The sequence below is a fragment of the Faecalibacterium sp. OF04-11AC genome, from assembly GCF_003460645.1.
GTDB lineage: Bacteria > Bacillota > Clostridia > Oscillospirales > Ruminococcaceae > Faecalibacterium > Faecalibacterium prausnitzii_I.
Map to the genome: position 1 here is coordinate 22269 of NZ_QTVP01000010.1, position 26493 is coordinate 48761.

The window sequence follows — 26493 nt, forward strand, 5'->3', positions numbered from 1 at the left end:
AAGGGGCTGTTCCCGGATGGGAACAGCCCCTTTTTTCATTGTTTTTCATTGTCTGATTTCATGATTCGCTTCCACCTTGCTCAGCAGGATGCGGTCGTTGTCCAGCGCCTTACCGGCGTTCTCGCGGAACTTCTCCAGCAGATCGTCCACGGTCATCTTGCCGCGGGCCTCGCCCTTGACGTCAAAGACGATCCGGCCCGCATCCATCATGAGGGTGCGGTTGCCCAGCTCCAGCGCCTGATGCATGTTGTGGGTGACCATGAGGCAGGTGATCTTTTTCTCCGCCACGATGCTCTTGGTCAGCTCCAGCACTTTCTCGGCGGTGGCCGGGTCCAGGGCGGCGGTGTGCTCGTCCAGCAGGAGGAGCTTGGGGGTGACGAGCGTTGCCATCAGCAGGGTCAGTGCCTGCCGCTGGCCGCCGGAAAGCAGGCCCACAGGCTGCTTCATCCGGTCTTCCAGCCCCATGTTGAGCAGGGCCAGCTTCTCACGGAAGATCTCTTTGTCCTTGCGGGAGATGCGGGAGAAGATGGCGTGGGGCGCGGTGCCTGCCCGTAGGTAAGCCAGCGCCAGATTTTCTTCAATGGTCATATTGGGGGCCGTGCCCTTGAGCGGGTCCTGGAACAGGTGGCCGATGACCTTGCTGCGCTGGTATTCCGGCGCAAAAGTGATGTTCTCCCCGCCCAGATAAATGCTGCCTTCATCCGCAATGAAGCCGCCGGTGATGGCGTTGAAGAGGGTGGATTTACCGGCGCCGTTGGAGCCCACGATGGTGGCAAAATCACCCGCTTCCATCGTAAGACTGACGCCGTTCAGAGCCACTTTTTCATTGACGGTGCCGGGGTTGAACGTCTTGTGGAGGTTTTGCAGTTCCAGCATTTCCATCTCAGACCGCCTCCTTTTTCTGTGCCGCGTGTTTCCGCTTTTCAAAGGCGAAGTGTGCCTGGATGGCGGGCATCGAGATGGCCACGGCCACGATGATGGCACTCACCAGCTTCATGGCCGCTGCCGGGACATTGAACCGCAGCGCCACCGCCACGATAAAGCGGTACAGGCAGCTGCCGAAGACGACGCCCAGCACCCGGCGCAGCATGGTGCGCTTGCCCACCAGCGTTTCGCCGATGATGAGGGAGGCCAGCGCAATGGTGACCATGCCGGTGCCCACGTTGATGTCGCAGCTCTTCTGGTACTGGGCCAGCAGGCCGCCGGAGAGGGCGGTCAGGGCACCGGAGATGCACAGGCCCACCGTGATGGTGAATGCAGGGTTGATGCTGGACGCCCGCACCATGGCGGCGTTGTCACCGGTGGCCCGGATGGAAAGGCCAAGCCGGGTACCCAGGAAGCCGATCATTGCCGCGCCAGCCAGCGCGATGACCGCTGCAGCCAGCACCAGCTTATACCAGCCGCCTGTAAAGGCCAGCGCGCTCTTGGCGATGGAGAAGACCGTGTCCGTCTTGACCAGCGACATGGTGGAGGAGAACCCCATGACCGCCAGGTTGATGGTGTACAGGCCGGTGTTGACGATGATGCCTGCCATGATGCTCTCTACCCCGAGGCGGGTCTGCAAAAAGGCTGTCACGAAACCGGAGCACACGCCCGCCGCCATGGCCGCCAGCAGCGCCAGGAACGGGTGCCCTGTCAGCGCCACCTGACACGCTACCGCGCAGCCCAGGGTAAAGCAGCCGTCGGTGGACAGGTCTGCAATGTTCAGAATGGAATAGCTCAGAAACAGCGCCAGCGCCACCAGGGCGTAGATGCAGCCCAGCTCCAGCGCGGTCTGAATGACATTGAGCGAAAAGATACTCGCCAGCATGTGTGTGCTCCTTAATATAATGATTGAAACCTCTCAGTCACGCTTCGCGTGCCAGCTCCCCTACGAAGGGAGCCAAGAGGACGGCTGCGTTTTTGAGAAACTGCATCTGAACGATGCCGTTGGGCTTGCCCCCCCTGTCAGGGGAGGTGGCATCGAGCGTTAGCGAGATGACGGAGAGGTTTTCTCAGAAATTCTCTGCCGTCTCCACTTCCACGACCTCGGTGCAGTAGGGCTTGAACGCCTCTTTCACGGTGTCGAGGGAGAGGCCGAGGGCGGCGCAGGTCTCGGTGTTGATGGTGGCAATGCCGTTGTCAAAGGTCTGGAACGGCAGGTCAGCGGGGGTCTTGCCGTCGCAGAGCAGCTCCACCACCATATCGGCGGTGGCCTCGCCCAGCTGGACGTAATCGACGCCGTAGCCCACGAACGCGCCGTTCAGCGCGAAACTGTCGGCACCCGTATAGTGCTGGACGCCTGCCTCGGCAAAGGTCTCATAGATGGAGAGCTCCGCGGTCATCACGGTGTTGTCCGTCGGGGTGAAGACGGCCTTGACGCCGGAAGCAATGAGGGCCTCGGCAGCCATCTGGACCTCGGCGGTGGTGGTGCCGTTCTTTTCAATGTACTTGATGCCCTTTTCGTCGCAGAATGCCTTGGCGTCGGCAATGGCCTGGGTGGAGGCATCCTGGCTCAGGTCGTACAGCAGGCCGATGGTGTCGATGTCCGGGTTGACGGCCAGGATCAGGTTCATAATGGCGTCCGTGTTCAGGGCATCGGAGGTACCGGTGATGTTGGGCTCGGTGTCAAAGCGGCTGCAGCCGGGTCGGTAACGGCGGAGTAGACCACCGGGATATCGGTGTCTTCCACAGCGGCCAGCATGGTGGCGGCGGTGGGGGTGGCAACGGCCACGATGACATCCACGCCATCGGCCACGAGGTCGGCACCGATCTGGTTCAGGTTGGTCTGATCGGCCTGCGCATTGGCGTAATAATCTGCGTAATCAAAGGTGACGCCCTTTTCCTTGGCCACTTCGTCCAGGCGGCTCTCCACCGACTCAACGATCTGGTTCAGGGAAGCATGATCCACGTAGTTGACGATGCCCACTTTAAAGGTCTGGCCTGCGGCGGCCTCGCTGGCAGCGGCCGAGGAAACCGCGCCGGAAGCAGCTGTGCTGGAAGCCGTGCTGCCGGCAGAGCTGCCGCAGCCCGTCAGGCCCAGTGCGGAGACAACAGCGGCAGCGGAAGCTGCTTTCAGGAAGCTGCGGCGAGAGATCCTATTCATGGTTTTCATAGCGGTACTCCTTTCCCTGGAGCGGGCGGCCCAAATGATAAATAAAAAACCCGCTCCACTTGCGGAACGGGGTAAAAGAAAACGACCCCGTCCCTGTGTGTTATCCACAAGGACAGGATCGGTAAAATACGATTCTGCGGTGCCACCTTGCTTGCCCTGCTCATTTCCCAGATTGGAAACGGCAAGAGCCCCTCAACGGAGAGCCAACACTCCCCTGCCCTGTAACGGAGGCTTCCGTCCCAAGCTACTGCGGCATTTCTGCCTTTTTGCCCGGCCCTCGGCGGCCCACGAATCTCTGCCCCGCTCTCGCCCGTTTTCACTGTCCGGGCTCACTGCAGACGCGCTGTGCAGGTTCTCTTCCGCCTCATTGGTTTGATTGCATTATACACTTTATCTGCGTAAAGTCAAGAGGGAAATTTTCTTTTTTGCAAAAATTTGTCCACAGAATTTTTCACGTTTCCTCATTCGAGATTGAGCTTATTTTTCATCAGCCAGCAGGTGAGGATAAAATACACCGCGCCAAACACCGCCGTGATGGCAAACGAAGCCGCAAAGAAGATCAACGTGCTGTGGTTCGCCGCCTCGCTCACGATGGTACCACCGGCAGAGCCCATGAGGATGCGGACAAAGCCGCCTGCATTCAGCAGGTTTTCCACCCGGCCCTGTCCCCAGCTCATCAAAAAGAACGCGCCCACGCTGGCCACGCCGTTGTGGGCCCGAAACAGATGGCCAACCATGCAGGCGGCATAGATACACAGCATCGTGCAGAGCATCCGGGCATAGCACAGGAGGGCCGTCCAGAGCAGGATCGCCAGCAGATCTCCCTCAAAGCTCGTCCGCAGGGCTGCCCAATCATCCCAAAGATTGCTGAAGTTCAGATTGGTGAAGTCCGCTCCCACACAGAACATGACGACGAGGGAAACCACACCCACTACGGCGCTGGCCAGCAGCCAGACCGCGCTTGAGATCAGCTTGGAACCCACCAGCTGGGCCTCCGTCACGGGCAGGGTGTGCATCAGGTAGCCCTCCCGGCCCAGCAGATTTTTGGTAAAGCGCTGGATCACCGTGACAATGGTGACGATGACGAGTGCCATGACCAGCAGGCTGTAGATCGTCACGCCAAGTTCAAAGACATGGCTCTGGGCAGCGGCTCTATCCCCCCGGAACGAGAAGCCGATGAGACCTGCCGCGGCCAGCAGGGCCAGATAGATGCCGCCGTAGGTACGGGCCGTGGCCCGGAACTCATACTTCAGTAAATTTTTCAGCATTTGAATCCCTCCCGGAAATACTCATCCACACTCATGCCTTCCGTCTCCCGGATCTCATCCACGGTGCGGTGGGCAAAGATCTTTCCCTCTTTCAGGAAGATGGCCTCGTCCAGCACCGGCTCAATGTCCCCGATCAGGTGCGTGGAGATGACCACGGTGGCGTCCTCGCTGTAGTTGGAGAGAATGGTGTGCAGGATGTAATCCCGCGCCGCCGGGTCCACACCGCCAATGGGTTCGTCCAGCAAATAGAGCTTTGCCGCGCGGCTCATGGCCAGGATCAGCTGCACTTTTTCCTTGTTGCCCTTGGAGAGGGTCTTGAGGGGGGCCTTGGGGTCCAGCTCCAACTTGGCCAGCATCTCGCCCGCCCTGGCGGGGTCAAAATCGGCGTAGAAATCGTGGAACATTTCCACCAGCTGCTCCACACGCATCCAGTCCGGCAGCCAGGCGGCGTCCGGCAGGTAAGAAACGATCTCTTTCGTAGCCGGGCCGGGCACACTGCCCGCAATGGTAATGCTGCCCTCCGTAGGCTGCAGCAGACCGTTGGCCAGCTTCATCAGGGTAGTCTTTCCGCTGCCGTTGGGCCCCAGCAGGCCGATGATCTTTCCCGGCTCCAGGTGCAGGTCCACATGATCCAGCGCCCGTTTTTTGCCGTAGGCCTTGCTCAGGCCGGTGCAGTTCAAAAGCTCAGTCATGGTTTGTTTCCTCCTTCTCATTCCAGCGCTCCAGCAGGGTGGCGGCCTGTTCCGGGCCGTAGCCAATGCCGCGCATCTTCTCCAGAAATTCGGCGGTCAGGTTCCGGGCCGCCTCGGCACGCAATTGTTCGATCAACGCTCTATCCTCCGTCACATAACGGCCCGCGGTGCGCTCGGTGCGCACCAGGCCCTCGTTCTCCAGCTGGGCAAGCGCCCGCTGCATGGTGTTGGGGTTGACCCCGGCGGCGGCGGCAAGGTCGCGCACCGAGTCCAGATGCCCGCCGGGTGGGTAAATGCCTGCTAAAATTTTTGCCTTGAGCCGTTCCACCAGCTGAGCATAAATGGGGCGGCTGGAGTCAAACTGTTCGGCCATCGGATCATCTCCTTGTGTTGCTGTATTAAGTGTCTAATACAATAATACTCATTTTTCAAGCTGTGTCAAGGGCATAATACAATTTTAAGCAAAATTTTTAAGCAAAAATGAAGGCAGAAGCCTTTGGGGAAAGCTTCTGCCTGGATCAAACCCGATTCTTTTCCTTATGACTTACGCCGCCGCGCTGGTGCTGGCTGCATCTGCCTCAGCACTGTCCGCACCGGCCTCCCCGGAAGCTGCCTCGTTTCCCGAAGCAGCGTCTGCTTCCACACTCTGAGCGGCAGGCTCGTCCGCGGCGCTGTCGCTGTCGGCCGTGGCGGACGCGGAATCCGCCGTGCTGGCCAGAATGGCGTCCTGCACTTCATGCTCCTCCATCTGCGCCGAGGCGCTGGCCGGGGAGCTCTCGGCGGAGGATTCCGGCTTCGTCTCGCTGTCGGTCAGGCCGGTGAGATACCAGCTGCCGCTCTGGCGGGTGAAGAGATAATCCATATACTTGGTGGGCGTGTCAGACGAGGCGTTCAGGATGCTGTCGTCCGCGCTCTGGGTGGGGATGTAGCCCACCGTGACGTGGAGCTTGCCGTCCTTTTTGAAGAGCTTTGTCACGGTGGCGCGGTAGCTGCCCACGCTGCCCGTGACCGGGATCTTGTAGCACTGGGTGGTCTCGTCGAACTCGATGGTCATGTCGTCCATCTCAAAGCTCTTGTGGGTCATTTTAAAGCTGGGGCCCACCAGCTTTGCCAGGTAGGCGTCCACATCCACCGAGGGGATCAGCAGCTGCTCGGTGTCCGGGTCGGTGTTGTAGTGGTCAAAATTGCCCTGGGTCTCCTGGATGTTATACACACAGCCCCAGACAGCCGCCTCCCGCAGTCAGGTCGTCGATGTTTTCAATGCCGTCAAAGGGGAGCGGGTCAAACAGGACAAGGCCCTCCAGCTTATCTTCATATTCTTCTTTCTGGGCCGTATCGTCAAACAGCTTTGCCACGGCACGCACGCCGGAGCGCAGCACCGTCACCGCGCCGATCAGCACCAGTACCGCCACCAGCAGCCCAAGGGCCTGCCGGGCACGGCGGCGGTGCAGCCGGGCGTGCTCTTCCGGGGTCATATAATTTTTCATAGGGTATCGTCTCCAAGAATGTAAGTTTTCTGCACTCCACAGTATACCACAATCTGCCCGCAGGTGCAAAACCCGGGCCGTGGATTTTTTGTGAAAGCGCGTGGTTATTCCCAGGTCTTCCAGACATCGGGCTGGTAGCCCACGGTAGCCTTGCGCCCGTTGCGCACAATGGGCGTGAGCAGCAGCTGCTGATTTTCAAACAGCTTATCCTCTTTCTGCCAGTCGATGAGAGCGTCCAGCAGCGCCAGCGTCTGCTTGTCTTTCGCGTTGGGGTTCACCATCTTTTCCCAGCCGCCCAGGGCCCGGGCCACATTGTCAAACTCGCCCCGGCTCATGCCTTTTTCTTTCAGGTCGATCATCTGGAACTTGATGCCCCGCTCCTTGAAATACCGCTGGGCCTTTTTGGTATCAAAGCACTTGGTGGTGCCGAAGATCTGAATGTTCATGGTTTGTCCTCCTGTCGTCCGTAAAAGTTATTGTACCACACCGCGCACAAAAAGCCCAGCATATTTCCCTGCGAAACGGGGAAAATAAAGCCATCCAAAGGAGGATTGGTTTTATGAGAGCATTCGTAGACCCCGACCTGTGCATCGGCTGCACCCAGTGCGCGGGCATCTGCCCTGCCGTGTTCACGATGGAGGGCACACTGGCCGTGGCGCTGGCGGGCGAGATCCCCGGCGAGGAAGTGCCCGCCGCCGTGGATGCCGCCCAGGCCTGCCCCGTCAGCGCCATCCGCATGGAGGAGAGCTGAGTCTTCTCCCAAAATCACCGGGAAGCAATTGCCTCCCGGTGATTTTCTTTGGGCAGGTTTTGTGCTATACTATAAGGTGTGAAAATTTGGAATGGAGGATGAGAAACGATGCGTTTACTGGTCATTGACGGCAACAGCATTGCCAACCGTGCGTTTTTTGGCATCAAGCTGCTGACCACCAAGGACGGCCGCTATACCAACGCCATTTATGGCTTTTTGAATATCCTGCTCTCCCTGCTCAAGGAGTGCGACCCCGACGAGGTGGCCGTGGCGTTCGACCTGCGGGCCCCCACGTTTCGCCACAAGATGTATGACGGCTACAAGGCCACCCGCCACGGGATGCCCGAAGAGCTGGCCCAGCAGATGCCGGTGCTGAAAGAGCTTCTGGCCGACCTGGGCTACCGCGCCGTGACGGCCGAGGCTGGGAGGCCGACGACATTCTGGGCACCCTGGCTGCTGCCTGCGACGCCCGCAAGGACGACTGCTACCTGGCCACCGGAGACCGCGACAGCCTGCAGCTGGTGAGCGAGAGCACCACCGTACTGCTGGCCGCCACCGCCATGGGCCGGAGCAAGACCATCACCATGGATGTGGACGCCATCCACGAGAAATACGGCATTGAGCCCAAACAGCTCATCGAGGTGAAGAGCCTGATGGGCGACACCTCCGATAACATCCCCGGCGTGCGGGGCATCGGGGAAAAAACAGCCCTGAACCTGGTGCAAAAATTCGGCACGCTGGAAAATGTTTACGCCCACATCGACGACCCCGTCATCAAGCCCAAGCAGCGGGAGCATCTCTTGGAGTGCAAGGCAGATGCCGAGCTGAGCCATGTGTTGGGCACCATCCGCACCGACGCCCCCATTGAGACGCTGAGGGTGCCTATAAAGTGGGCGAGGGCAACAAGGCCGAGGCCGTGCGGCTGCTGCAGGAGCTGGAGATCCACTCCCTCATCCCCCGGTTCGGGCTGGACAACGTGGCTCCGGCCACGGCCCCCGAGGAAGTGCCCACGGAAGAAGCCGAGATCGGCATTCTGCCCCTGACCCCCGCCGGGCATTATCTGGTGGCCGCCCGCCCCGCCGTGATGGGCAAACAGGGCACCAAAAATGTCATCGTCCAGCCGGAGGCCTGGTACGCCGTGCAGGACAGGACCGTTTTCCCCCTGAGCGACGACGAGCTGGTTCGCCTGCTGGATGACCCCGCCGTGACGCTGGACGTCTTCTACTCCGCCCCCCTCTACGCCAAGGCCATGGCGGCCGGTGGCTGGGGCAGCAGCATCGTCTGGGACGGCAAGCTGGCCGCCTATCTGCTGGACGCCTCGGCCTCCAAGTATCAGATCTCGGAGCTGGCCGTGAGCTACCGCGCCAAGGCAGCGTTCACCTGCGAGGAGTGGCCGGATGCCGGTTTCCTGGCGGATCTGTTCGCCAAGATGAAAGCCGAGATCACGGCCTGCGGCGAGGACGACCTGTACCATGACATCGAGTTCCCGCTGGCCCAGGTGCTGGTCGATATGACCCGCACCGGCATTCTGGTGGACAAAGGCGGCATTGAGGAGTTTGGCGTCCGGATGCGCACCGAGCTGGCCCAGGTGCTGGGCCGCATCCAGATGGAGACCGGCAGCACCAGTTTCAACCCCAACAGCCCAAAGCAGCTGGGCGAGATGCTCTTTGATACCCTGGGCCTGCCCCACGGCAAAAAGACCCAGCGTGGCTGGTCCACGGACGCCGAGACGCTGGAAGCCCTGCGGGATTACCCGCTGGTGGAAGACATTTTACAATACCGTGCCTACCAGAAGCTGAACTCCACCTATGTGGAGGGTCTGCTGAAAGTCATCGGCGAGGATGGCCGCATCCACACCCGGTTCAACCAGACCGAGGCCCGCACCGGCCGCCTCTCCTCCGATAACCCCAACCTGCAGAACATCCCCATCCGCACCGAGCTGGGCAGCCAGCTGCGGGCCTACTTTATTGCAAAGCCGGGCTGCGTGCTGGTGGACGCCGATTACAGCCAGATCGAGCTGCGTATCCTGGCCCATGTCACCGGCGACGAGCACATGCAGAACGCGTTCCGCAGCGGGGAGGATATCCACCGCAGCACCGCCGCCAAAATTTACGGCATCCCCCAGAGCGAGGTAACGCCCCGGCTGCGCTCCTCCGCCAAGGCCATCAACTTTGGCATCATGTACGGCAAGGGGGCCTACAGCCTTTCCAAGGACATCGGTGTCTCGGTGAAAGAGGCCGACGCGTTCCTCAAAAACTATCTGGCCGCGTTTCCCAAGGTGGACGGCTACATGGAAAAGACCATTGCCGACGCCAAGGACTGCGGCTATGTTTCCACCCTGTTCGGCCGCCGCCGCGCCCTGCCGGAGCTGAGCAGCTCCAACCGGAACATCCGGGCCAGCGGCGAGCGGATGGCCCGCAACACCCCCATCCAGGGCACCGCTGCCGATGTCATCAAGCTGGCCATGGTGCGGGTCTGGCGGCGGCTGCGGGACGAAAAAATGGAGAGCCGCCTCATCCTGACCGTCCACGATGAGCTCATCGTGGAAGCGCCGGAGGCCGAGGCGGCCAAGGCGGCCTCCATCCTGCGGGAAGAGATGGAGGGCTGTGTACACTATGCTGTGCCCCTGAGCACCGAGGTGCATGAGGGCAAAAACTGGCTGGAGGCCCATTAAACTGTTATGATCGTATTAGGAATCGAATCCACCTGCGACGAGACCGCCGCATCCCTCGTGGAGGACGGGCGGCATCTGCTGAGCAACGTCATCTCCACCAGTGTGAAAGAACAGGCGCTCTACGGCGGCGTTGTGCCCGAGATCGCCAGCCGCCGCCACTGCGAGTTCATCAGCGCCACCGTCAAAAAGGCCCTGCTGGACGCCGGTAAGACCATCGACGACGTGGACGCTGTGGCCGTCACCTTTGCACCCGGCCTCATCGGCGCGGTGCTGGTGGGCGTCAACTTTGCCAAGGGGCTGGCCTACTCGGCGGGCAAACCGCTGGTGCCCGTGCATCACCTGCGGGGCCACATCGCCGCCCTCTACCTGACCCACCCGGAGCTGAAACCGCCGTTCCTCTGCCTCGTGGCATCCGGCGGCCACAGCCACATTGTGGAAGTGCTGGACTACACCCACTACCACATTCTGGGCCACACTGTGGACGACGCGGCCGGTGAAGCCTTTGACAAGGTGGCCCGGACCCTGGGCCTGCCCTACCCCGGCGGCCCCAGCGTGGCCAACGCCGCCAAGACCGGCAACCCCAAAGCCTACCGCCTGCCCGTGCCCCATGTGGAGGGCAAATACAACGTGAGCTTCTCCGGCCTCAAAACCGCCGTGCTCAATGAGGTGAATCAGGCCAGATGAAAGGCACGGAGGTCAATGTGCCCGACTTGGCCGCCAGCTTTCAGGAGCGCATTGCAGGCATTCTGGCCGAAAAGCTGCTGCTGGCCGCGGCCGACACCGGAGCCAAGCAGGTCTGTCTGGCGGGCGGCGTGGCTGCCAACGGACGGCTGCGCCAGCTGGTGAACGATGGGGCCCAGAAGCTGGGTGCCAAGGTCTACCTGCCGGAGCTCAAGTTCTGCGGGGACAACGGTGCCATGATCGCCGCCCAAGGATATTACCAGTACATGGCCGGGCACACCGCCGGGCTGGAGCTCAACGGCCTGCCCACCCTGCCCATTGATTACGAATAAGCAGATACGCAAAAACGAGGAGCCGCAAGGCTCCTCGCTTTTTATGCTCTGTTACTGGATGTCTTTGCCAAAGTAGAGGCCCACTTCCCCGACCTTCTTTTTGCGGAGGAGGAAGAAGGTGGGGACGAGATAGACCAGCACGGAAAGCAGCATGGTGGAATCGTAGCTGCTCACGGCAGTGGACATATTCTCGGTGCCATACAGGCCGCCCGCCAGCAGAGAGGCTGCGTCCTGCGCTCCATGCAGGAAAACCAGCACCCACAGGTTGCCCGTGCGGAAGTAGATGGCCGCAAACAGCACGCCCAGCGAGCCCGCAAACACGCACTGCATCAGCACGCCAAAGGGAGCGCTGGACAGGATGTTGGTCAGGTGCGCCCCGCCGAAAAAAAGCCCGGACAGCAGGCAGGCTTTCCAGATGCCCGCACGGCTGGTGCCGAAGTGCTCCAGCAGGGTCTGGGCGATGACGCCCCGGAAGAGAAATTCCTCCGCCACACCCACCGTGAACATCCCGATGAAATACCACGCGATCTGCCAGCCGGTGCGCAGGGGCCGGTCGGTCGGCATCCCGAACAGCAGCTTGCCGTAGAGGGTGTAGCAGATCATGGCAAAGGGGAACATGCCCACCAGGATGCCATTGAAAAAGCCGCTGCCCCGGCGGCGGAGCAGCCCCAGCCTGTCGGTCTTCTTTAAAAAGAATACGGCCACCAGCGCTCCCAGCAGCTCCTGAATGGCGCTGAGGAAATAATCGTCCACCCGGGTCAGGTCCACTCCCAGCATGGCCAGCAGCAGGACCAGCAGCACCGGCACCACCATCAGCACGGCAAGGAACACCACTTCCGTCAGCAGGCAGTACCCCACCGGGTGCGCCCTGCGCAAGCGTTTCAACATCAGCAAAACCTCCCGTTCATTCGTGGCTCTATTCTAACATACTTTTCCATCCGGCGCAAATCTCCGCACCCGGAAAACGGGCTGCGAAAAAATCCGAAAAAATGGTTGACAACCACCGGGCAATATAGTATAATATCCCTTGTCAGCGGCGGACACCGCTCCTGGCAAAACCGAATATTGGGGATTTGCATAGTGGTAGTGCGGTAGACTCTGACTCTACTTGTGGGAGTTCGATTCTCTCATCCCCAACCAAACCGCAGTCAATTGGCTGCGGTATTTTCGGGGCATAGCGCAGTTGGTAGCGCGCCTCGTTCGGGACGAGGAGGCCGTGGGTTCAAATCCCGCTGCTCCGACTGAAAAAACACGTTGATTCTTCGTGAGTCAACGTGTTTTTTGTTTTCCTCTATTGACACCCGCCTCATTGGGGAATATTCTTATAGTAGCATTTGTGCCCCGCCCGCGCGGGTAAAATTGAGGAAACGAGGGATTTGCAGAATGAAAAAACGTGTTGGTATCCTGACCTCCGGCGGCGACTGCCCGGGCCTGAACGCCACCATCCGCGGCGTTGCCAAGGCGCTGTATGCCCGCATGGGCGAAAATGTCCAGATCGTAGGCATTCTCAACGGCTATCACGGCCTCATCACCGGGGAATACAAGGAGATGACTCAGGACGATTTCCGAGGCATCCTGACGCTGGGCGGCACCATTCTGGGCACCAAGCGCACCCCCTTTAAGATGATGCGGGTGGTGGAAGACGACAACATTGATAAAGTGGCTGCCATGAAGCGTACCTATAAGGAAGCCGGCCTCGACTGCCTGCTCTGCCTGGGCGGTAACGGCACCCACAAAACGGCCAACCTCCTCTCCCAGGAGGGGCTCAACATCATCGGCCTGCCCAAAACCATCGACAACGACATCTACGGCACCGACGTAACGTTCGGCTTCCACACCGCTGTGGACATCGCCACCGACGTCATCGACCGCATCCACACCACGGCAGGCAGCCACAGCCGCGTGATGTGCATTGAGATCATGGGCAACAAGGCAGGCTGGCTGACCCTCTACTCCGGCATTGCAGGCGGTGCGGACATCATCCTCATCCCCGAGAAACCCTACGACATCGACCGGGTCTGCGACGCCGTGGAGCGCCGGGCAAAGCGGGGCTCCAACTTCTCCATCCTGGCCGTGGCCGAGGGCGCTTACAATTGCGAGGAAGCCAAGATGAAGCGGAAAGAGTGGATGGCAAAGCGGCTGGAAGCCGGGACCGGCACCACCGCCACCAACCGCATCGCCGCCGCCATTGAGAAAAAGACCGGCATGGAGACCCGTGTCTGCATCCCGGGCCACATGCAGCGCGGCGGCAGCCCCAGCGCCTATGACCGTGTGTTGGCCACCGAGTTTGGCAGTTACGCCGCCAAGCTGGTGGAGATCGAGCGGTACGGCGTGACCGTGGCCATGCTCAACGGCCATGTCACCGAGAACCGTCTTGCCGATATTGCCGGCAAGACCCGCAACGTGCCCGATAACTGCGAGCTGCTCACCGTGGCCCGCCGGATGGGCATCAGCATGGGCTGAACGCCTTTCCCCTGCTGTCATTTTTTCGGATACGGAAGCCCCCGCCGGAAAACAAACTCCGGCGGGGGCTTTTTGCGTGCAAAATGGGCAGGGCAGGCGTTCCGCTGTTCGGACGGCTCATTTTGCTCTTTTGTGGATCGAAACGCATCCGTGCTCAGCGAGGCAGCTCCTCCACCACCGGTTCTGCCGGGGGCGGCGTCAGGGTGGAGTGCTCCACCACAAACTTTGCCGCCCGGTGGGCGGCCATGCCCTGCCGCAGCTCCGGGCGTCGTTGGCGGGGAACGTCTTCTCCCCCTGCTTTTTCACGTCCCAAGCGGCCAGCGCAGTGGCCACCTCGGCCTCGGTGGGCCAGAGGTGTTCTTTCCCTGCTACCAGCAGCAGGCCCAGCCGGCTGCGGAGCCTCCGCTCGGCGTCTGCATGGAGCTGCTGGCGGAACTCCTCCACGGTCTGGCCCTGCACTTTTAAGTATTGGTCAAAATTGATGTTGTTGGCCTGCATCCGCAGGTTGAACTGCCGCTGCTCGGCAAAGTAGTTGCCGGCCACCAATTGCTTGGGCAGCGGGCCCTTGACCTCATTGCCCAGTTGGGCCACCAGCTCCCGCTCGGCCAGCATTTTGCCCTGCTCACAGCGCTTGGCGTACAGCTCCCGGGTCACCCGCTCCCGCAGGGCCTGCTTGCCTGCGGCATCGGCGGCACGATCCTCATCGCCATGGAAACGGTTGATCTCCAATTCAATGGTCAGCTCCCGCAGAGGCCGGGGCTGGATGGGCTGCACAAAGCCGGTGTACCGGCCCAGCTCCAGCGGCGGCACGCAGAAGAACTGCGCCCCGGCCCGGAATCCCTCGGCCCGGTTGACGGCCAGCAGTTCAAAGTCCGGGTCCGTGACCGGGAGGAGCTTGTGGTTTTCCACCAGTTCCGCGTACAACGGGGAAAATCCCGTTAAAATGGCCCGGTTGACGGCCGCCGCCATCAAATCTTCCTCGTCGGCGGGCGGGTTCTCCCCCGCCTGCTCGGCCGCAATGGCCTCTTCCAGCTCCTGAGCCGATGCCGTAAACACCACCCGGCAGTCGCCGGGCTCGGCCATTCCAAAGTGTTCCAGTTTCATGGTGTATCCTCCTTACAGACGCACAAAGCCAGCCATCAGCACCAGCAGCACCACGCCCAGCGCGGCGTACAGCACCTCGGCCCCCAGCACGGCCTTGTCGCCCTCGACATACATCTTTTCCAGATCGTCGGGGTCATAATATAAGGTAACGGTCTCGCCCTCGGCAAAGCCCTTGCCTTTGGCGGCTTTGGGGTAATGCAGCCGGTGGCTGCCGCCTGCCGTCTCAAACTCCAGCACATAGGCCGCGCCGTGCCGGCTCTGGGCCAGCCCCGCCACCCGGGCGGAAACTTTCTGCCCTTTGGTGCAGAGTTTATGCCGCTGGGCCCGGCTGCGCAGCGCCATGTAGAACATGAGCACCGCACCCAGAATAAAGATGATGAAGTTGAACATTCCGGATTCCCTCGTTCTTTGTTTTTTGGCCCGCCGGAGCCTGCGCTCACACGGGCAGCTTCTATTGTACCATACTTTGCGCAAAATTTCGCCCCAAAAGTGCCCTCCGACGTGCAAAAATTTCGCCCGGAAATTTTGTCAGAAAAAATCGAAAAGAATGCTTGACATTTTTGGAATCCATGGTATAATTATCAACGTTCCGAGCCGACCAGCTCACGGACAAAAACAAAATAAGCGGATATGGCGGAATTGGCAGACGCGTTAGATTCAGGTTCTAATCGGGGCAACTCGGTGGAGGTTCAAGTCCTCTTATCCGCACCAAACAATGAAAATCCGAACCTTTTCTCGATAGGAGAAGGGTTCGGATTTTTCGTTTTCTTCGGGAATGACAATTCTGGCTCGTTCCAAACGGCTGTGTGTCCAAAACCTTATCAAAAAAGACGTATCACGAAAGTCACAACTGTAAAGGTGCCGTAAGGCAGAAAGGACACGAACATGAAGTACGATGCAAGAGCCTGCAAGTTTAACATGGACACCGGCTGTGTGGAGCTGCTGCTCCGGAATGGGAGAAAAATCTCTATTGACTGCACTGGGGTCGAGGATGCGCTGGATGTGACCATGGCACAGCAGACCGAACTGGACTACCTCATTTACAACGCCCCTCTGAGCTATGCGGATTTGATTTTGAATGGTGATCCGGAGGAATATTTGAAGAATGTGGCTGGAAGTCATGGGTTAGAAGATTGAGATAAGAGAAAGACGTGCCGCACAAAACGCAGCACGTCCTTCTCTTAATAGACAAAAATGCAAGAATCAGTAGCAAAAATGCACATGATTTGTTTTCATTTTTCTGTACATAATAAGATTTTTACTGAGATTTAGCTTTCTGATGAGATTTTCCTCGGAAAGTATGCCCTCAGTGTAAAGTTCATATATAAGAATCCACGAGCGAGCGTTTTCGGAAAGTATATGCTTTTGAGAATCTGATAGAATACCTTTTCTTAGTAACATTATTTGTGCAAGCTCATTCGAACTTGCAACGATCTTATCGATCAGAGAATTTCCGGTGGAGAGAGTTTGGGTCTCTAATAAAATATAGAGAATCCATATAACCTCCAGATCATATTCTTTAGAGAGACAGGCTAAAAGCATTGTTGATAATTGTTCTTTTTCGTGAGCGTCTAACGGTTCCGATTCAACGCTTTTAAGAATTAAAGAACAAGCTTTTGTAAGAGATCGGTCATTATTGGTAAGAATTGTAAACAAGTACGCTCGATACAATTTTTTATCCTGTTCCACCTGAAAGTGAATAGGAGCAGCTTCTATGCTTTTAAGAAGATAACGAATCGCACCTTTCGTTCCGGAGATTTCAAAATTAAAAAAGCTATTAAATAAACTCATTAAATCCGGAACACTAGATGTATCTGGTCTAACACTCAAAACTTCTCTATATGAAGATATGACCTTTTCTAGATTTTCACTTACATAGTATGGGAAATCGAGAATCTCGGTTTTTTCATAGTTCAGTGTGAAACCATATTTTTTTAATACACTTGCAAATTTACTAATGACCTGCTCTTCATCATCGGAGTGAAGATACACCTCATAATCATCGACATATCGAGAATAATTTAGCCCCAGTTCATGAAGGTCTTGATCTATCCTTGTCATCATGCCTTCTGCTATGATTTTCGAGGAAAGTGGTCCAACAAGAAGTCCGTTGGTTTGATTCAAATTTTGTCTACGATAAATTGAATCCAAGTCACTGTATGTTTTGTAAAGTTCGCTTGATTCTTCATTATTTTGGTGATGATGATATTGAATATTTGTCTCATCTAATCCCAAAATAATCACAGGAATCATATGAAGATAAAAACTTGAGAAAAAATTTGAAATATCAAGTTTTAAAACTTTTTTTGCGCCACTTGCTCTAATTATTTTCGTAGCAAGATTTGAAATATAGCTTGATGGAATTTGACCATTTTCTTCTCTCATCGCTCCAGCTAAACCATAGGACTGTTCATGACGCATAATCGAATTGTCTTCCCCTAAAATAGGAGAAAAAGAACAATCATTGCCTGCGGTAAATTCTACCAAATCTTTGATGATGTGGTGGTCTTTCATATAAGCGTGAGTCACTGCATATGCACCAATCTCTGGAATACTAATCGTTCGCCGAGCATCATTTTGATTAAAGCGGCTCATATTGAAATTGTATGGAGGAATCAAGTCGCATTTAGCCCCCGGCAAGTGATGAAAGACATCTGAATTTAGTTGAAAGCACGGTGGCAGATATTCCGAGAAAAAACCTGTGTCACGAATTTTCTTATCAAGATTGGCGTATTCTTCGGTAGATAAAGGCATTGATTGAATCACTCTCCTACTTTGTTTTGAAACGATAAGACTAATTTTATTAAATACTATCCAATCTCAAAGGTCAAGAAAAATGATAAACTTCTGACAAAGCAAAAAACAGGGTGCGCCCCTGAATAGGACGCACCCTGCCAAAAGCCACAGACAATAGCGATATGTACAGCAGGGAGTTCCCCAACGGGAACTTCCTGTTTTTCGTTGGTTGTATGATGAGCCTGTTCCGCCTGCCATGCGGCAAACTCCCGCTGACCTTCTTCGCTGTTCCAGCAGGCAAGGATGGCCGGGTAGAATGCCCGCGCCAGACGGTCGATGACTTCATCGGGATAAGGGGAAGTGTTTGTGGACTTTTTCTTTTTGTTCAAACGCACGCTCCTTTGACTGTCCCACCATGCAAAGCCGGGCGAGAAAATCAAAGTTCCAATTTTTATCAGGCGCAAGGGCGCGGAAGCTTTCTGCCCTGCACTTGCGGCTGGTGGCTCATTGATGGCTTACAAGTGCCTGTCGTTATGCCGTTTTTTCTTCTTCAAGGGCTTCTGCAAGAGCCTTTTCCAGATAGGTTTCGATTTCAGTCAGGTAGTTAGCAGGCCTCTGCATTGCGAAGCGGAGAACCTTTTGCTTTTCCGGGTCAGTGAAATAGCTGGGATTGTTTTTGAGCGTTTTCTTCCATGAGTTTTTCATCATTTCGGTCGCACGGCTCAAGGATTTGTAAACCTTCATAAACTCGTCCGGTACATGATAGCACCGGAATTCTTCTGTTTGTGGTGTGGGCATGGGAACGGGTTCTGCTTTTTCAGGTTCAAATTCTGCGCTGGCAGATTCCAACACTTCCAATGCTTCTGGATGCAGGATTTGAGCAAGGACATCTGAACGATGCTCGGCACTTGCCTGCACAAGCTTGGACATTTCTTCGTTGGTAAACTTCACTTCGCCGGAAAAGACTTTCTGCTTGATGCCGGGAGAGAGATTATCTGCGATGTCGATGCCTCGTGTATAGTGGCTGGCACGAAGAACGGAGGCACGGCTGACACCGTTTTCCTCTGCGATCCGGTCGCAGGTTTTCTTCCCGGAGTGGTGGTTATCACCGTGATCACCACCACTTTTCTTTGCTAAAGTGTACTGATTACCCCGAAAGATTTTTGCAGCTTTCTTCTCGGCTTCGTACTGCTTCCCAAGCAGATAGCGTTTCTGTTCAGGACTCAGGTTTCGCCGCCCCAACTGGTTCTTACAAATCCAAGCGAGGACTTCTTCTCTGCTTTCAAACGGGAGCGGCATGGTGGAAAAATAAATCTCAGGATGCTTCTGGAGAATGGCATAACGGTTGTGGCCATCAACAAGGGTGTTATTCCAAACGATCAAAGGAGAGAGCAGCTTGCCCTCTTTCAGGATATTTTCTTCAAGCTGCTTGAATTCATCATCGGTCAGAGGAGGAATCTGGGACTGGAACTCCGGGTCAATTTTCAAGTTGATCATACGCACACTCCTTTATCTCTCCTGCTGCGTCTGTTCTTCCTCCCGGAAATAGGACGCAACATTCTGCTTTGCGGTTTTCAGTTTGAGCAGTTCTTCCTTGGCTTCCTTGTACTGCTCGTAGAACTTTGCCTTTTCGGATGCCAGCTGCGCATACTCGGCTTCCAGTTTCTTCGGGCTGGGCAGCTTGGTGATATCATTTGCCTTGAAATAGGCTGCTGCCGCCCGGTGCGCTGTCAGCTCTGCACGGTGCTGTTCTTCAAAGGCTGCGGGTCGTTTTGCAGCTTTTAACTGCTGTGCGACGCTCTTGGTGCTGGCGTAGGCTGCGACCTGATAGCGCAGCTCTTTGTTGACCTTCATGCGGCCTTCGAGGTCTTTCACCACCGCCAGCGAATCGTGGAACTTGGTGTCAAGCTCTGCGATTCTCTGGTCGAGTGCGTCCTCGTCAGTCAAGCCCTTTTCTTCTAGGAGAATCAAGGTCTGTGCCATGGCTTTGAGGTTGTGTTTTTTCGCCCAACGCTCGTAGCCGATACCCTTGCCCTGCTTCAGCTTCGCTTGGATGTCGATCAGTTTCCTGATGGCATCCTGCTTGGATTGTCCCTTGGGTTTGCGTTCGGCGTTTGCCTGCAACGTGGCAAGCACTGCCGCCTTATCGAACTTGTCACCGAGATGTTTCGCTCGGATAAACTTCGTTCTGCCAGCGGGCAGATAGCTCAGACACCCACGGCTTTCCTTGACGGCAATACCATACTGCTGCAAGAGCCTGTCGGAAAATTCTTCAAAGCTCGTGGCACGGTGCAATACAGACGAAATCTGTCTCCGTAAAGTATCCTTCACAGTTTCAAACTTCTTCTGCCGGGGATGCTGTCCGGTTGCGGTAAGGGATGCGTTCTCGCGGTCAAGTTTCATCTGACCGCGCCTACGCGCCCAATACTCGGCTTCGCTCACGCGCTCCTTCGAGCCGTTGAGCAGGTCGATCTGGTACAGTCCGGCACCCTCGCACAGTTCCATGACCTCAACACGCAAGTGCCGCATGGTCTGGGCTGTGCTGGAGTGCTTCATGCCCTCGCACCAGTCGCGGGGCTTCTGCATATAGGGCTTGCGTTCCACCTCGCGCATTCGGACGCTGCCGATCACGATGTGGACGTGGATATTTCCCGAACGGTTATGCCCATCCGGGTGAGTGCAGACGATGGCGGGATGACCTGAGAAGTTTTCTTCGCAGAATTTCAGGCCAAGTGCCTGTGCCTTTTCCATGGTCAAGCCGTTGTCGGCTGCATCTCTTGGGTCAAAGCTGATGATATACTGGTGGCTTTTGATATCACCATGCTGGGTATTCTTACCATACTTGCGGTTCGCCAGCAGACAGGCCGTTGCAAACGAGAAATCGCCGCACTCAAGGGTGTCGAGCAGGTAGGATTCCCGCAGCTTCGGTCTGCCTTGTTCATCCAGAAGTTGCTTCCCGGTGAACGCATCGTGCTGGTAAACGAGGTACGCTTCGATGGCGGTGTAGTCCGAGTTTTTAGAGGCGATATGCTTGAGCGTTGCCATACAGTTCACCCAGAACTTTCTCGGCGTGCAGCCGAAATGCGGTCAGGTCTGCAAGTTCGTCAAGGATTTTCGCCCGAATCTGCTCGGTGTCCGCACCGCCGGAATTGAAGTGCCTTGCAAGCTGGTTGAGGTTGGTGCCCACCTTGCTGCACTGGGCAAGCAGGGTGGAAACAGCGGTCAGGGTTTCTTCTCCGCTGCCAGCAACGATGACCGTTTTCTCGATCTTGACGTTGTGGATGGCGCGGCGGATAAAAGTGGAGAGGGAGAGATTCAGGAGTTTGCAAGTGAGTTCCAGTGACGCTTTTTCCTCCGCTGTCACACGGAACTTGATGACGTGCGTTTTGTTGTTCGACGTGTCGTGGTGCTGGGAATTGCTAGGAATCGGTTGAACATTCGTTTTGGTCATTGTACCTCCTGTCTGTTCGATAACTCCTCGGTGAAGTTATGTAAGCACGACACGCCGTTGCTGTTCGCACCGTCAGGTGCGAACCATGAGCAGGGTTTGGGGCAGGCACGCCCAACAAGATCACATCGGAAATGCAGACGCATTGAAGAAGTGAAGTCCCGGTGGAACACAACATTTTCAAGAATTGAAAATTTGTGGCCACGGGACGGTTCTTGCCCTCTACCGCTGCGCTCAAAATCAACTTTCGACAAATGTTTCCGAATTGTTAAGGCGCAAAAAATAAGTAAAAGGTCTCTGCTCATGTATGGGAGTCACCGTTTGCTCCGAACGAAGTTCCTGCCCCTGTTTGTGCAGCGGCGTTGGCTAAAAAGCCGGTATCCCGTTCGGACGGCTCATGAAATTTTCAAGGTGCGTTTCCAGAAAAGAAAAATACCGCCCACGCAGTACAGGCGAAGGATTTTGTCGGGGTGAAACGGCGGCAAAATGATCGGGTGTGTTGCGGGGCGGTACGTTCTTTCTGGGCAATCATCCGCTGAAAGTGGTGGTTATCACGGCGAGAACCACCACTTTTGTCAGCAGGATTTGGAATAAAGGGTATCATGGAAGCGTGGGTGCGTCAATATGGTTTTGTAAATTTTATTGCGGTAAAGCGGTAGAAGTAGGACTTATAAAAGAAACCCCGACCATAGTACAGCAAGGAAAGAAAACTGTACTGGATCGGGGTTTGGTATGGGGAGGTCTTTACGGACGCTGCCCCATGCCGCCTTCAAGTGTCAAGGTTTCACCGGACATGAACTTGAAGTCCGGGCTGGCAAGCTGGACGCAAACCCGTCCGATTTCAGTTTCTGCATTTCCGTAGTGACCCATTGGAGGCATCTTCACATTCGCCTTGAACGCATCCGGGTAGGCTTGCTGAAATTGTTCCAGCTTAGCGGTCCATGCCAACGGACAGACGATGTTGACATTGATACCGTCCTTGCCCCATTCGGTGGCAGCGACACGGGACAAGCCGCGGATGCCTTCTTTGGCAGCAGCGTAGGCGCTCTGTCCGAAATTGCCGAACAGACCTGCGCCGGAAGCAAAATTGATCACGCTGCCATGCGATTCTTTCAGGTAGGGATAGCATGCTTTCATATAATAGAACGCTGCATAAAGGCCAGAGTAAAGGGCCAGATCAAACTGTTGCGTGGTGTGCTGTGCCAACGGTACTCCGGAAGCCGATGCCTGTGCGTTGTTGATAAGCACCTGAATCCCACCAAAAGCATCCACAGCCTGTCGGACAACATTTGCAACGACAGCTTCATTGTCCCCGCCTGCACAGACATCCGCCTGCACGGGCAGGACTTTGATTCCGTAGTTGCCTTCCAGCTCCTGCTTGGCATCTTCCAGCTTTTTCAGATTTCTACCAGTGATAACAAGGTTTGCACCCTCTTTGGCATAAGCTGTGGCGATTCCATAGCCGATGGAGCCGCAGCTTCCATCTTGCAGAACAGCACGTCCTGCACCTGTAATGATTGCAGTTTTTCCAGTTAAAAAGCCCATCGTATAAACCTCTCGTCAAATCAATTCAGAGCGTTTGAATTTTTTATGCCGAAGTTCAACACCATAGATTCAGTCGATATCCAGTATATTATTGGATATTTCCTGTTTCACGATAGCTTCGCCATACATTTTCAAAGAAATCATCATCCTCCGGGATAGAGCGCGGCTCTCTCCAGTCGGTTTTGCAAATACCATTTTCGTACCGCAATTCCTGAATCAGCGGTTGTTCGTTTTTATCCAGCGCGAACGTAAACGTATCTGGAAGATGTGCAAATGGCTTTGTTCCATTTTTCCTGTCGGTGTAAAGCGCACTGCCCCGACTTTTTCCACCATGTGCTCTGTAATCCACCATCGCTGTCAGGTAGGCTTGTTGACTCAGAAGCATATCGCGCAGCCGATACGCCATTGCGAGTTCTCCGCGATTGGAAACCCTCACGATCGTGTGAAAATTTTTCAGTTGCGTCTGTACGACCTTGCAGTATTCACGAATCTGTTCTTCATCACGGATTGCCGCTCCGCAGCGGCTCATAGCGGCAGAAGCCTGTTTCCATAATGTCCGCACATTGCCGGTTTCTGCCGTGCAGGAATTTGCCAGTTCACTCATTTCTTTCAGTGCCGACGCAGCTGCCGTATCAAAGCAGTCCGGAGCCTCTCCCTGACAACGCGCCGCAATATATTGCGCTGCACGGGTGCTGCCAACCTGTCCGGCATTCAATGCAGTGCCGCCCGGACGGTAAACGCCATGGCTGGCTGCCACTTCGCCTACGGCAAACAGACTTTTTACATTGGTCTGCCACCAGCAGTCGATTCCCAATCCGCCGTTGTTGTGCTGCGCACAGAGAGCGATTTCAAGCGGCTGAGTGTACAGATCCACGCCTTTATCCCGATAGAAGTCGATTGCAGGTTGGTTCATGTGTGCCAGACGTTCGATTGGTGTACCGAAACAGGCTCCCGCTTTTTCAAGATAAGCCCTTGCTTCTGGCAGCAGGGACTTATAATCGAATGCTCCACTCACAGGATTTGTACGGTAATCCAGAAAAACCCTGCGGCCCTTGCAGCTTTCAAGGTAAACCAGAATATCAATGATAGAACTTCCATCTGCCACTTTGCGAACATCAAACGGCCACTGATAGCCTTTCAAAAACAGTTTGCTGAGCATATCGTGGACATCGTTGAAGAAATCCATCAGAAATTCTTTTTCGTCACTGCCGTCTGATTCTGTGGAATAGACGCGCGGCAACACCTGCATATAAGTACCTGAAACATTCCAGCGCGGCGCAACAGAAGCAAGGCCATACTGCCATTCTGTCAGATTTTTTCCTTTTGCCCCCGCCTCTAATGCCAATCCTGTTGCACCGTATTGGCTGAACGGATATACACTGTCTGCATACATTCCTGCTGGGCCACCGGTCGCGTAGATCACATTTTTACAGCGGATCAGCACAAAGCGTTCAGCATCATCCTGCGCCGCAGCATTCAGGCAAAGCAGTCCGCAAACAGTATCATTCTCACTCAGCACACGAATGACCTGCATTTTGTCCAGTACAGGTACACCATCATTTTGTACGGCACGTTCCAGACATTCGGTCATCTGTTTGCTGGTGTACGGTCCAACACTGGTAGCACGGCGGCGTGGATCATGGTCCGTTTTATAGCCGATATATTCGCCATACCGATTCCGAGGAAACGGCACACCAAGTTCAACAAGTTTCAGGAAGCACTGTGTAGAAAGCGCAGCTTCGCACAATGCGATGTCACCATCTACACAGCGGCCCTCATAAAGCGTCTGTGCCATTTCACGCACACTGTCCGGGTCGCCGCCGGAAAGTGTCAGCTTGTAATAGGTCTGCTTGTCGCTTCCTGTGTTGCGGCTGGTACCACCGATCCGGTTTTCTGTAATCAGCAGAATATCGTGCTGTCCCAGTTTCCAAAGGCGGTCAGCTGCATTGAATCCTGCCGCACCGCTGCCGACAACAGCTGTATTGCAACGGTAAACCCTTGCAGTATCGTTACCAACGCGGAAAATTTCGTTTTCCATAGGATTCTCCTTTTTACAGGCGTTGAATATGGAAACCGCCGTCTACATCGATATAGTTGCCCGTAGTATACCGCAGACGGTCGCTGCACAGCAGACTGACCGCACCGGCTACATCCTCCGGTGTTCCCCAGCGCGCAATGGGGAAGGTTCCTTTTTCAATCAGATTGTCGTACTTACCCTGTACTTTGCTGGTCATGTCTGTGGCGATCACACCGGGGCGTACCTCGTTGACCAGAATTCCTTCGGCTGCCAGACGGTCTGCATACAGAGTCGTCAGCATCGAGATTCCAGCCTTGGACACGCAGTATTCACCACGATTGGTAGAAGATACGACCGAACTGCAACTGGATACGTTGACGATCACACCCTTGCGGCCATCCAAAGGTTCCTGTTGAATCATTTGTTTTGCAATCAACTGTGTCAGGAACATATTGCCCTTGGTATTGATTCCCACAACATAGTCAAAACTTTCTTCGCTCATGTCAAGCAGATCTGCCCGGACCTTCGGAGCTACGCCCGCATTGTTGACCAGTACATCCACGCGGCCAAATGCAGCCAGAGCACCATCCAGAATCTTCTGACGATCTTCCTGATTCCCGATATTTGCCTGCACATAGGCACAGGCAATGCCGAGGGCTTGCAACTCATCCAGAGCCGCCTGATTCTTTTCCTGCAACCCGGTAGCGACCATCACAATATTATATCCATCCATGCCCAGCTGTTTTGCAATCGCAAAACCAATGCCGCGGCTGGAACCTGTAACGACTGCGGTCTTTTTCATAAGAAGCATCCTTTCTCAGCCACGGAAATTTGCAGGCTGTGTCTTTTTGATTTCGAGAAATTCCTTGTAAAAGGGCATAAACGTCTTATTGTCGCGGATCACACAGCCGGTAGGCTTGTGGGCGCGGATTAAGTCTCCGCACTTTCCGCAGGTCAGGCAAACACGGTTGGGGTCGATGCGGCCTTTTTTGACGATTTCATTTGCAAAATCCGGATCGGCAAATGCCATGCGACCAAACAGCATACCATCACACAATCCCTGTTCAACTGCACCGGCAGTGAACAAGTCTGCATAGGCGCGCAGATAACTGGGAGCGGATGCCCAGACGGTCATTGCAGGAACAGCTTTTTTTACCTCACCGATGCCATGGATCATCCGGGAAAGACCCACAAAGGGGTGTTCATCCGGCTCATATTTGCCGAAATCAAAAGGGCGGGTAACATGCGTGGTGGCATAGGGATTTCCCATCGTCAAGTTGACCATGTCCAGGCCCAGTTCATCGTGCAACTCCCGCACGAGGCGGACAGGCTCCGTCAGGTCAGGTGTTTCACCGCTTTCCGGACTGACACCAAAGCCCCACGGGTAGGCATAACCGTCATAGATGCCAACGCGGGCAGTGACCATGAAGCTCTCGTCTTCGTGAACCTTTGCCGCGCGAATGCCATTTTTTAGCAGACGAAAACGATTTTCAAAGCATCCACCATATTCGCCGGGGCGATTATAAGCAGAGGAAAGCTCTGCCAGCAGGTAGCCATGGCAGCTCTTGATGTCGATTGCATCGAATCCTGCTTCTTTTGCAAGGGCAGATGCTTCACCAAACTTTTCTTCCAAGCTCTTCAGATAATCATCCGTTACGATGCAGGAATCATCCGCTGCGCGATATTGCTCAAGAATCGGGTGACGGTAAGCGATCATCGGGGCAGGCTTGTTATCGGGGTTAGAGTAACGACCGCTGTGATTTGCCTGCATGATTAGATAGGGTGCATAACCGTTGGCTTTTAATCCTGCTTCCTTCACAGCGGAGGTCATTTTTTTGAACTCATCCAGCGTATCGCGGGTCAGGAGCAGCTGCGTTTTGGATGAGCGGCCTTCTTCCACAATGGAGATAGCCTCAAACCAGATCACCGAACTTCCGCCAATTGCTTCATTGACATAACGGCGAATCGTATAATCAGACGGCGCACCTGCCGGTGTGGAATCGGCGCCTTCCATGGGAGCGATGCCCAGACGATTCGGGAATGTGATATCACGCACCTTCAGCGGCTGTGCCAGAATTGTGGTGTCTTCGGCAAATGGAAGCGAAACACCCAGTTCCGAAGCCTTTTCTTTCACTTCAGCAAGCGATTTGTAGTGAAATCTTTCATGTGACATTTGTATGTTACCTCATAAATCTGGGCAG

Annotated in this window: 25 protein-coding genes, 3 tRNA genes and 2 pseudogenes; 8 read left to right on the top strand and 22 right to left on the bottom strand. The window is 55.5% G+C overall.

What is annotated here, in order from left to right; genetic code table 11:
* Positions 1 to 45: 45 nt before the first annotated feature.
* From DXA70_RS06870 to DXA70_RS06905, 10 genes are all read right to left on the bottom strand, one after another.
* Positions 46 to 876, bottom strand: coding sequence for an ATP-binding cassette domain-containing protein (locus DXA70_RS06870; protein WP_347553517.1), 831 nt, complete (start codon positions 874 to 876; stop codon positions 46 to 48).
* Between the two features lie 7 nt (positions 877 to 883).
* Positions 884 to 1810 carry an ABC transporter permease gene (locus tag DXA70_RS06875; RefSeq protein WP_128118024.1) on the bottom strand — a complete coding sequence of 309 codons (927 nt, stop codon included), beginning with the start codon at positions 1808 to 1810 and terminating at the stop codon, positions 884 to 886.
* 184 nt (positions 1811 to 1994) lie between these two features.
* Positions 1995 to 2555, bottom strand: a complete 561-nt coding sequence (locus DXA70_RS15380; protein ID WP_347553510.1) for an ABC transporter substrate binding protein — start codon at positions 2553 to 2555, stop codon at positions 1995 to 1997.
* A gap of 14 nt (positions 2556 to 2569) precedes the next feature.
* Positions 2570 to 3094, bottom strand: coding sequence for an ABC transporter substrate binding protein (locus tag DXA70_RS15385; RefSeq protein WP_347553511.1), 525 nt, complete (start codon positions 3092 to 3094; stop codon positions 2570 to 2572).
* Between the two features lie 461 nt (positions 3095 to 3555).
* The gene (locus tag DXA70_RS06885; protein ID WP_128118025.1) at positions 3556 to 4362 is read right to left on the bottom strand and encodes an ABC-2 transporter permease; all 807 of its coding nucleotides are present in this window, start codon (positions 4360 to 4362) and stop codon (positions 3556 to 3558) included.
* Complete coding sequence (locus tag DXA70_RS06890) at positions 4356 to 5054, bottom strand: ABC transporter ATP-binding protein (protein ID WP_022257454.1); 699 nt, start codon at positions 5052 to 5054, stop codon at positions 4356 to 4358. Before DXA70_RS06890 ends, DXA70_RS06885 begins: the two co-directional genes overlap by 7 nt.
* Positions 5047 to 5427: a GntR family transcriptional regulator gene (locus DXA70_RS06895; protein WP_128118026.1), complete on the bottom strand. Its 381-nt coding sequence runs from the start codon at positions 5425 to 5427 to the stop codon at positions 5047 to 5049. Before DXA70_RS06895 ends, DXA70_RS06890 begins: the two co-directional genes overlap by 8 nt.
* A 171-nt stretch (positions 5428 to 5598) precedes the next feature.
* Complete coding sequence (locus DXA70_RS06900; RefSeq protein WP_243001192.1) at positions 5599 to 6267, bottom strand: hypothetical protein; 669 nt, start codon at positions 6265 to 6267, stop codon at positions 5599 to 5601.
* Complete coding sequence (locus DXA70_RS14310; RefSeq protein ID WP_243001193.1) at positions 6260 to 6541, bottom strand: hypothetical protein; 282 nt, start codon at positions 6539 to 6541, stop codon at positions 6260 to 6262. Before DXA70_RS14310 ends, DXA70_RS06900 begins: the two co-directional genes overlap by 8 nt.
* Positions 6542 to 6645: 104 nt before the next feature.
* On the bottom strand, positions 6646 to 6987 hold the full coding sequence (locus tag DXA70_RS06905) for an arsenate reductase family protein (protein ID WP_128118027.1): 342 nt from the start codon (positions 6985 to 6987) through the stop codon (positions 6646 to 6648).
* Positions 6988 to 7100: 113 nt separating this feature from the next.
* On the opposite strand from DXA70_RS06905, the gene DXA70_RS06910 reads away from it, so the two are divergent.
* The 3 genes and pseudogenes from DXA70_RS06910 (at position 7101) to tsaD (ending at position 10979) form a co-directional block, all read left to right on the top strand.
* A complete protein-coding gene (locus tag DXA70_RS06910; protein ID WP_128118028.1) occupies positions 7101 to 7292 on the top strand; it encodes a ferredoxin in 192 nt (63 codons plus the stop codon).
* 108 nt (positions 7293 to 7400) lie between these two features.
* Positions 7401 to 9966: pseudogene (gene polA, locus DXA70_RS06915) on the top strand (DNA polymerase I).
* Positions 9967 to 9972: 6 nt separating this feature from the next.
* Positions 9973 to 10979 (top strand): annotated as a pseudogene (tsaD, locus tag DXA70_RS06920) (tRNA (adenosine(37)-N6)-threonylcarbamoyltransferase complex transferase subunit TsaD).
* Positions 10980 to 11030: 51 nt separating this feature from the next.
* Here tsaD and DXA70_RS06925 read toward each other — a convergent pair.
* Positions 11031 to 11867 (bottom strand): CPBP family intramembrane glutamic endopeptidase, encoded by an 837-nt coding sequence (locus DXA70_RS06925; RefSeq protein WP_128118029.1) that lies wholly within the window; start codon positions 11865 to 11867, stop codon positions 11031 to 11033.
* Positions 11868 to 12045: 178 nt separating this feature from the next.
* Here DXA70_RS06925 and DXA70_RS06930 point away from each other — a divergent pair.
* From DXA70_RS06930 to DXA70_RS06940, 3 genes are all read left to right on the top strand, one after another.
* A tRNA-Gln gene (locus DXA70_RS06930) sits at positions 12046 to 12119 on the top strand.
* Between the two features lie 28 nt (positions 12120 to 12147).
* Positions 12148 to 12220, top strand: a tRNA-Pro gene (locus DXA70_RS06935).
* A gap of 142 nt (positions 12221 to 12362) precedes the next feature.
* Complete coding sequence (locus DXA70_RS06940; RefSeq protein ID WP_112116350.1) at positions 12363 to 13442, top strand: ATP-dependent 6-phosphofructokinase; 1080 nt, start codon at positions 12363 to 12365, stop codon at positions 13440 to 13442.
* Positions 13443 to 13640: 198 nt separating this feature from the next.
* Here the strand turns inward: DXA70_RS06940 and DXA70_RS06945 are convergent, their stop codons facing one another.
* Together DXA70_RS06945 and DXA70_RS06950 are read right to left on the bottom strand one after the other, a co-directional pair.
* Entirely contained in the window at positions 13641 to 14546 is a 906-nt protein-coding gene (locus tag DXA70_RS06945; RefSeq protein ID WP_243001195.1) for an FKBP-type peptidylprolyl isomerase, read from the bottom strand.
* Positions 14547 to 14558: 12 nt separating this feature from the next.
* Positions 14559 to 14936, bottom strand: a complete 378-nt coding sequence (locus DXA70_RS06950) for a DUF3592 domain-containing protein (RefSeq protein WP_128118030.1) — start codon at positions 14934 to 14936, stop codon at positions 14559 to 14561.
* Positions 14937 to 15170: 234 nt separating this feature from the next.
* Between DXA70_RS06950 and DXA70_RS06955 the strand changes: the two genes are divergently transcribed.
* Both DXA70_RS06955 and DXA70_RS06960 read left to right on the top strand, forming a co-directional pair.
* Positions 15171 to 15257: transfer RNA gene (locus DXA70_RS06955), tRNA-Leu, on the top strand.
* A gap of 174 nt (positions 15258 to 15431) precedes the next feature.
* A complete protein-coding gene (locus DXA70_RS06960) occupies positions 15432 to 15683 on the top strand; it encodes a DUF6061 family protein (RefSeq protein WP_128118031.1) in 252 nt (83 codons plus the stop codon).
* A gap of 66 nt (positions 15684 to 15749) precedes the next feature.
* Here the strand turns inward: DXA70_RS06960 and DXA70_RS06965 are convergent, their stop codons facing one another.
* From DXA70_RS06965 to DXA70_RS07005, 9 genes are all read right to left on the bottom strand, one after another.
* Complete coding sequence (locus tag DXA70_RS06965) at positions 15750 to 17300, bottom strand: RNA-directed DNA polymerase (RefSeq protein WP_128118032.1); 1551 nt, start codon at positions 17298 to 17300, stop codon at positions 15750 to 15752.
* A 56-nt stretch (positions 17301 to 17356) separates the two neighbouring features.
* Positions 17357 to 17677 carry a transposase gene (locus DXA70_RS06970; protein ID WP_128118033.1) on the bottom strand — a complete coding sequence of 107 codons (321 nt, stop codon included), beginning with the start codon at positions 17675 to 17677 and terminating at the stop codon, positions 17357 to 17359.
* A gap of 136 nt (positions 17678 to 17813) precedes the next feature.
* Entirely contained in the window at positions 17814 to 18779 is a 966-nt protein-coding gene (locus tag DXA70_RS06975; RefSeq protein WP_128118034.1) for a hypothetical protein, read from the bottom strand.
* A 12-nt stretch (positions 18780 to 18791) separates the two neighbouring features.
* The gene (locus tag DXA70_RS06980; protein ID WP_128118035.1) at positions 18792 to 20327 is read right to left on the bottom strand and encodes a relaxase/mobilization nuclease domain-containing protein; all 1536 of its coding nucleotides are present in this window, start codon (positions 20325 to 20327) and stop codon (positions 18792 to 18794) included.
* The gene (gene mobC, locus DXA70_RS06985) at positions 20299 to 20733 is read right to left on the bottom strand and encodes a plasmid mobilization relaxosome protein MobC (RefSeq protein WP_128118036.1); all 435 of its coding nucleotides are present in this window, start codon (positions 20731 to 20733) and stop codon (positions 20299 to 20301) included. The genes DXA70_RS06980 and mobC overlap by 29 nt, the downstream gene beginning before the upstream one ends.
* Positions 20734 to 21474: 741 nt before the next feature.
* Complete coding sequence (locus DXA70_RS06990) at positions 21475 to 22275, bottom strand: SDR family oxidoreductase (protein WP_128118037.1); 801 nt, start codon at positions 22273 to 22275, stop codon at positions 21475 to 21477.
* An 88-nt stretch (positions 22276 to 22363) separates the two neighbouring features.
* Positions 22364 to 24313, bottom strand: a complete 1950-nt coding sequence (locus DXA70_RS06995) for an FAD-binding protein (RefSeq protein ID WP_128118038.1) — start codon at positions 24311 to 24313, stop codon at positions 22364 to 22366.
* A 13-nt stretch (positions 24314 to 24326) separates the two neighbouring features.
* Positions 24327 to 25094 (bottom strand): 3-ketoacyl-ACP reductase, encoded by a 768-nt coding sequence (locus DXA70_RS07000; RefSeq protein ID WP_128118039.1) that lies wholly within the window; start codon positions 25092 to 25094, stop codon positions 24327 to 24329.
* Between the two features lie 15 nt (positions 25095 to 25109).
* Positions 25110 to 26465 carry a flavin oxidoreductase/NADH oxidase gene (locus DXA70_RS07005; RefSeq protein WP_128118040.1) on the bottom strand — a complete coding sequence of 452 codons (1356 nt, stop codon included), beginning with the start codon at positions 26463 to 26465 and terminating at the stop codon, positions 25110 to 25112.
* Positions 26466 to 26493 lie beyond the last annotated feature (28 nt).

Excerpts from the sequence above, each read along its gene's own strand:
- DXA70_RS07000 (WP_128118039.1), bottom strand. The coding sequence starts at position 25,094 with ATGAAAAAGACCGCAGTCGTTACAGGTTCCAGCCGCGGCATTGGTTTT.
- DXA70_RS06990 (WP_128118037.1), bottom strand. The coding sequence starts at position 22,275 with ATGGGCTTTTTAACTGGAAAAACTGCAATCATTACAGGTGCAGGACGT.
- DXA70_RS06940 (WP_112116350.1), top strand. The coding sequence starts at position 12,363 with ATGAAAAAACGTGTTGGTATCCTGACCTCCGGCGGCGACTGCCCGGGC.
- DXA70_RS06885 (WP_128118025.1), bottom strand. The coding sequence starts at position 4,362 with ATGCTGAAAAATTTACTGAAGTATGAGTTCCGGGCCACGGCCCGTACC.
- DXA70_RS06905 (WP_128118027.1), bottom strand. The coding sequence starts at position 6,987 with ATGAACATTCAGATCTTCGGCACCACCAAGTGCTTTGATACCAAAAAG.
- mobC (WP_128118036.1), bottom strand. The coding sequence starts at position 20,733 with ATGACCAAAACGAATGTTCAACCGATTCCTAGCAATTCCCAGCACCAC.
- DXA70_RS06945 (WP_243001195.1), bottom strand. The coding sequence starts at position 14,546 with ATGAAACTGGAACACTTTGGAATGGCCGAGCCCGGCGACTGCCGGGTG.
- DXA70_RS06950 (WP_128118030.1), bottom strand. The coding sequence starts at position 14,936 with ATGTTCAACTTCATCATCTTTATTCTGGGTGCGGTGCTCATGTTCTAC.
- DXA70_RS06980 (WP_128118035.1), bottom strand. The coding sequence starts at position 20,327 with ATGGCAACGCTCAAGCATATCGCCTCTAAAAACTCGGACTACACCGCC.
- DXA70_RS06975 (WP_128118034.1), bottom strand. The coding sequence starts at position 18,779 with ATGATCAACTTGAAAATTGACCCGGAGTTCCAGTCCCAGATTCCTCCT.
- DXA70_RS06890 (WP_022257454.1), bottom strand. The coding sequence starts at position 5,054 with ATGACTGAGCTTTTGAACTGCACCGGCCTGAGCAAGGCCTACGGCAAA.
- DXA70_RS07005 (WP_128118040.1), bottom strand. The coding sequence starts at position 26,465 with ATGTCACATGAAAGATTTCACTACAAATCGCTTGCTGAAGTGAAAGAA.
- DXA70_RS06910 (WP_128118028.1), top strand. The coding sequence starts at position 7,101 with ATGAGAGCATTCGTAGACCCCGACCTGTGCATCGGCTGCACCCAGTGC.
- DXA70_RS06925 (WP_128118029.1), bottom strand. The coding sequence starts at position 11,867 with ATGTTGAAACGCTTGCGCAGGGCGCACCCGGTGGGGTACTGCCTGCTG.
- DXA70_RS06960 (WP_128118031.1), top strand. The coding sequence starts at position 15,432 with ATGAAGTACGATGCAAGAGCCTGCAAGTTTAACATGGACACCGGCTGT.
- DXA70_RS15380 (WP_347553510.1), bottom strand. The coding sequence starts at position 2,555 with ATGAACCTGATCCTGGCCGTCAACCCGGACATCGACACCATCGGCCTG.
- DXA70_RS06965 (WP_128118032.1), bottom strand. The coding sequence starts at position 17,300 with ATGCCTTTATCTACCGAAGAATACGCCAATCTTGATAAGAAAATTCGT.
- DXA70_RS06995 (WP_128118038.1), bottom strand. The coding sequence starts at position 24,313 with ATGGAAAACGAAATTTTCCGCGTTGGTAACGATACTGCAAGGGTTTAC.
- DXA70_RS15385 (WP_347553511.1), bottom strand. The coding sequence starts at position 3,094 with ATGAAAACCATGAATAGGATCTCTCGCCGCAGCTTCCTGAAAGCAGCT.
- DXA70_RS06895 (WP_128118026.1), bottom strand. The coding sequence starts at position 5,427 with ATGGCCGAACAGTTTGACTCCAGCCGCCCCATTTATGCTCAGCTGGTG.
- DXA70_RS06875 (WP_128118024.1), bottom strand. The coding sequence starts at position 1,810 with ATGCTGGCGAGTATCTTTTCGCTCAATGTCATTCAGACCGCGCTGGAG.
- DXA70_RS14310 (WP_243001193.1), bottom strand. The coding sequence starts at position 6,541 with ATGAAAAATTATATGACCCCGGAAGAGCACGCCCGGCTGCACCGCCGC.
- DXA70_RS06870 (WP_347553517.1), bottom strand. The coding sequence starts at position 876 with ATGCTGGAACTGCAAAACCTCCACAAGACGTTCAACCCCGGCACCGTC.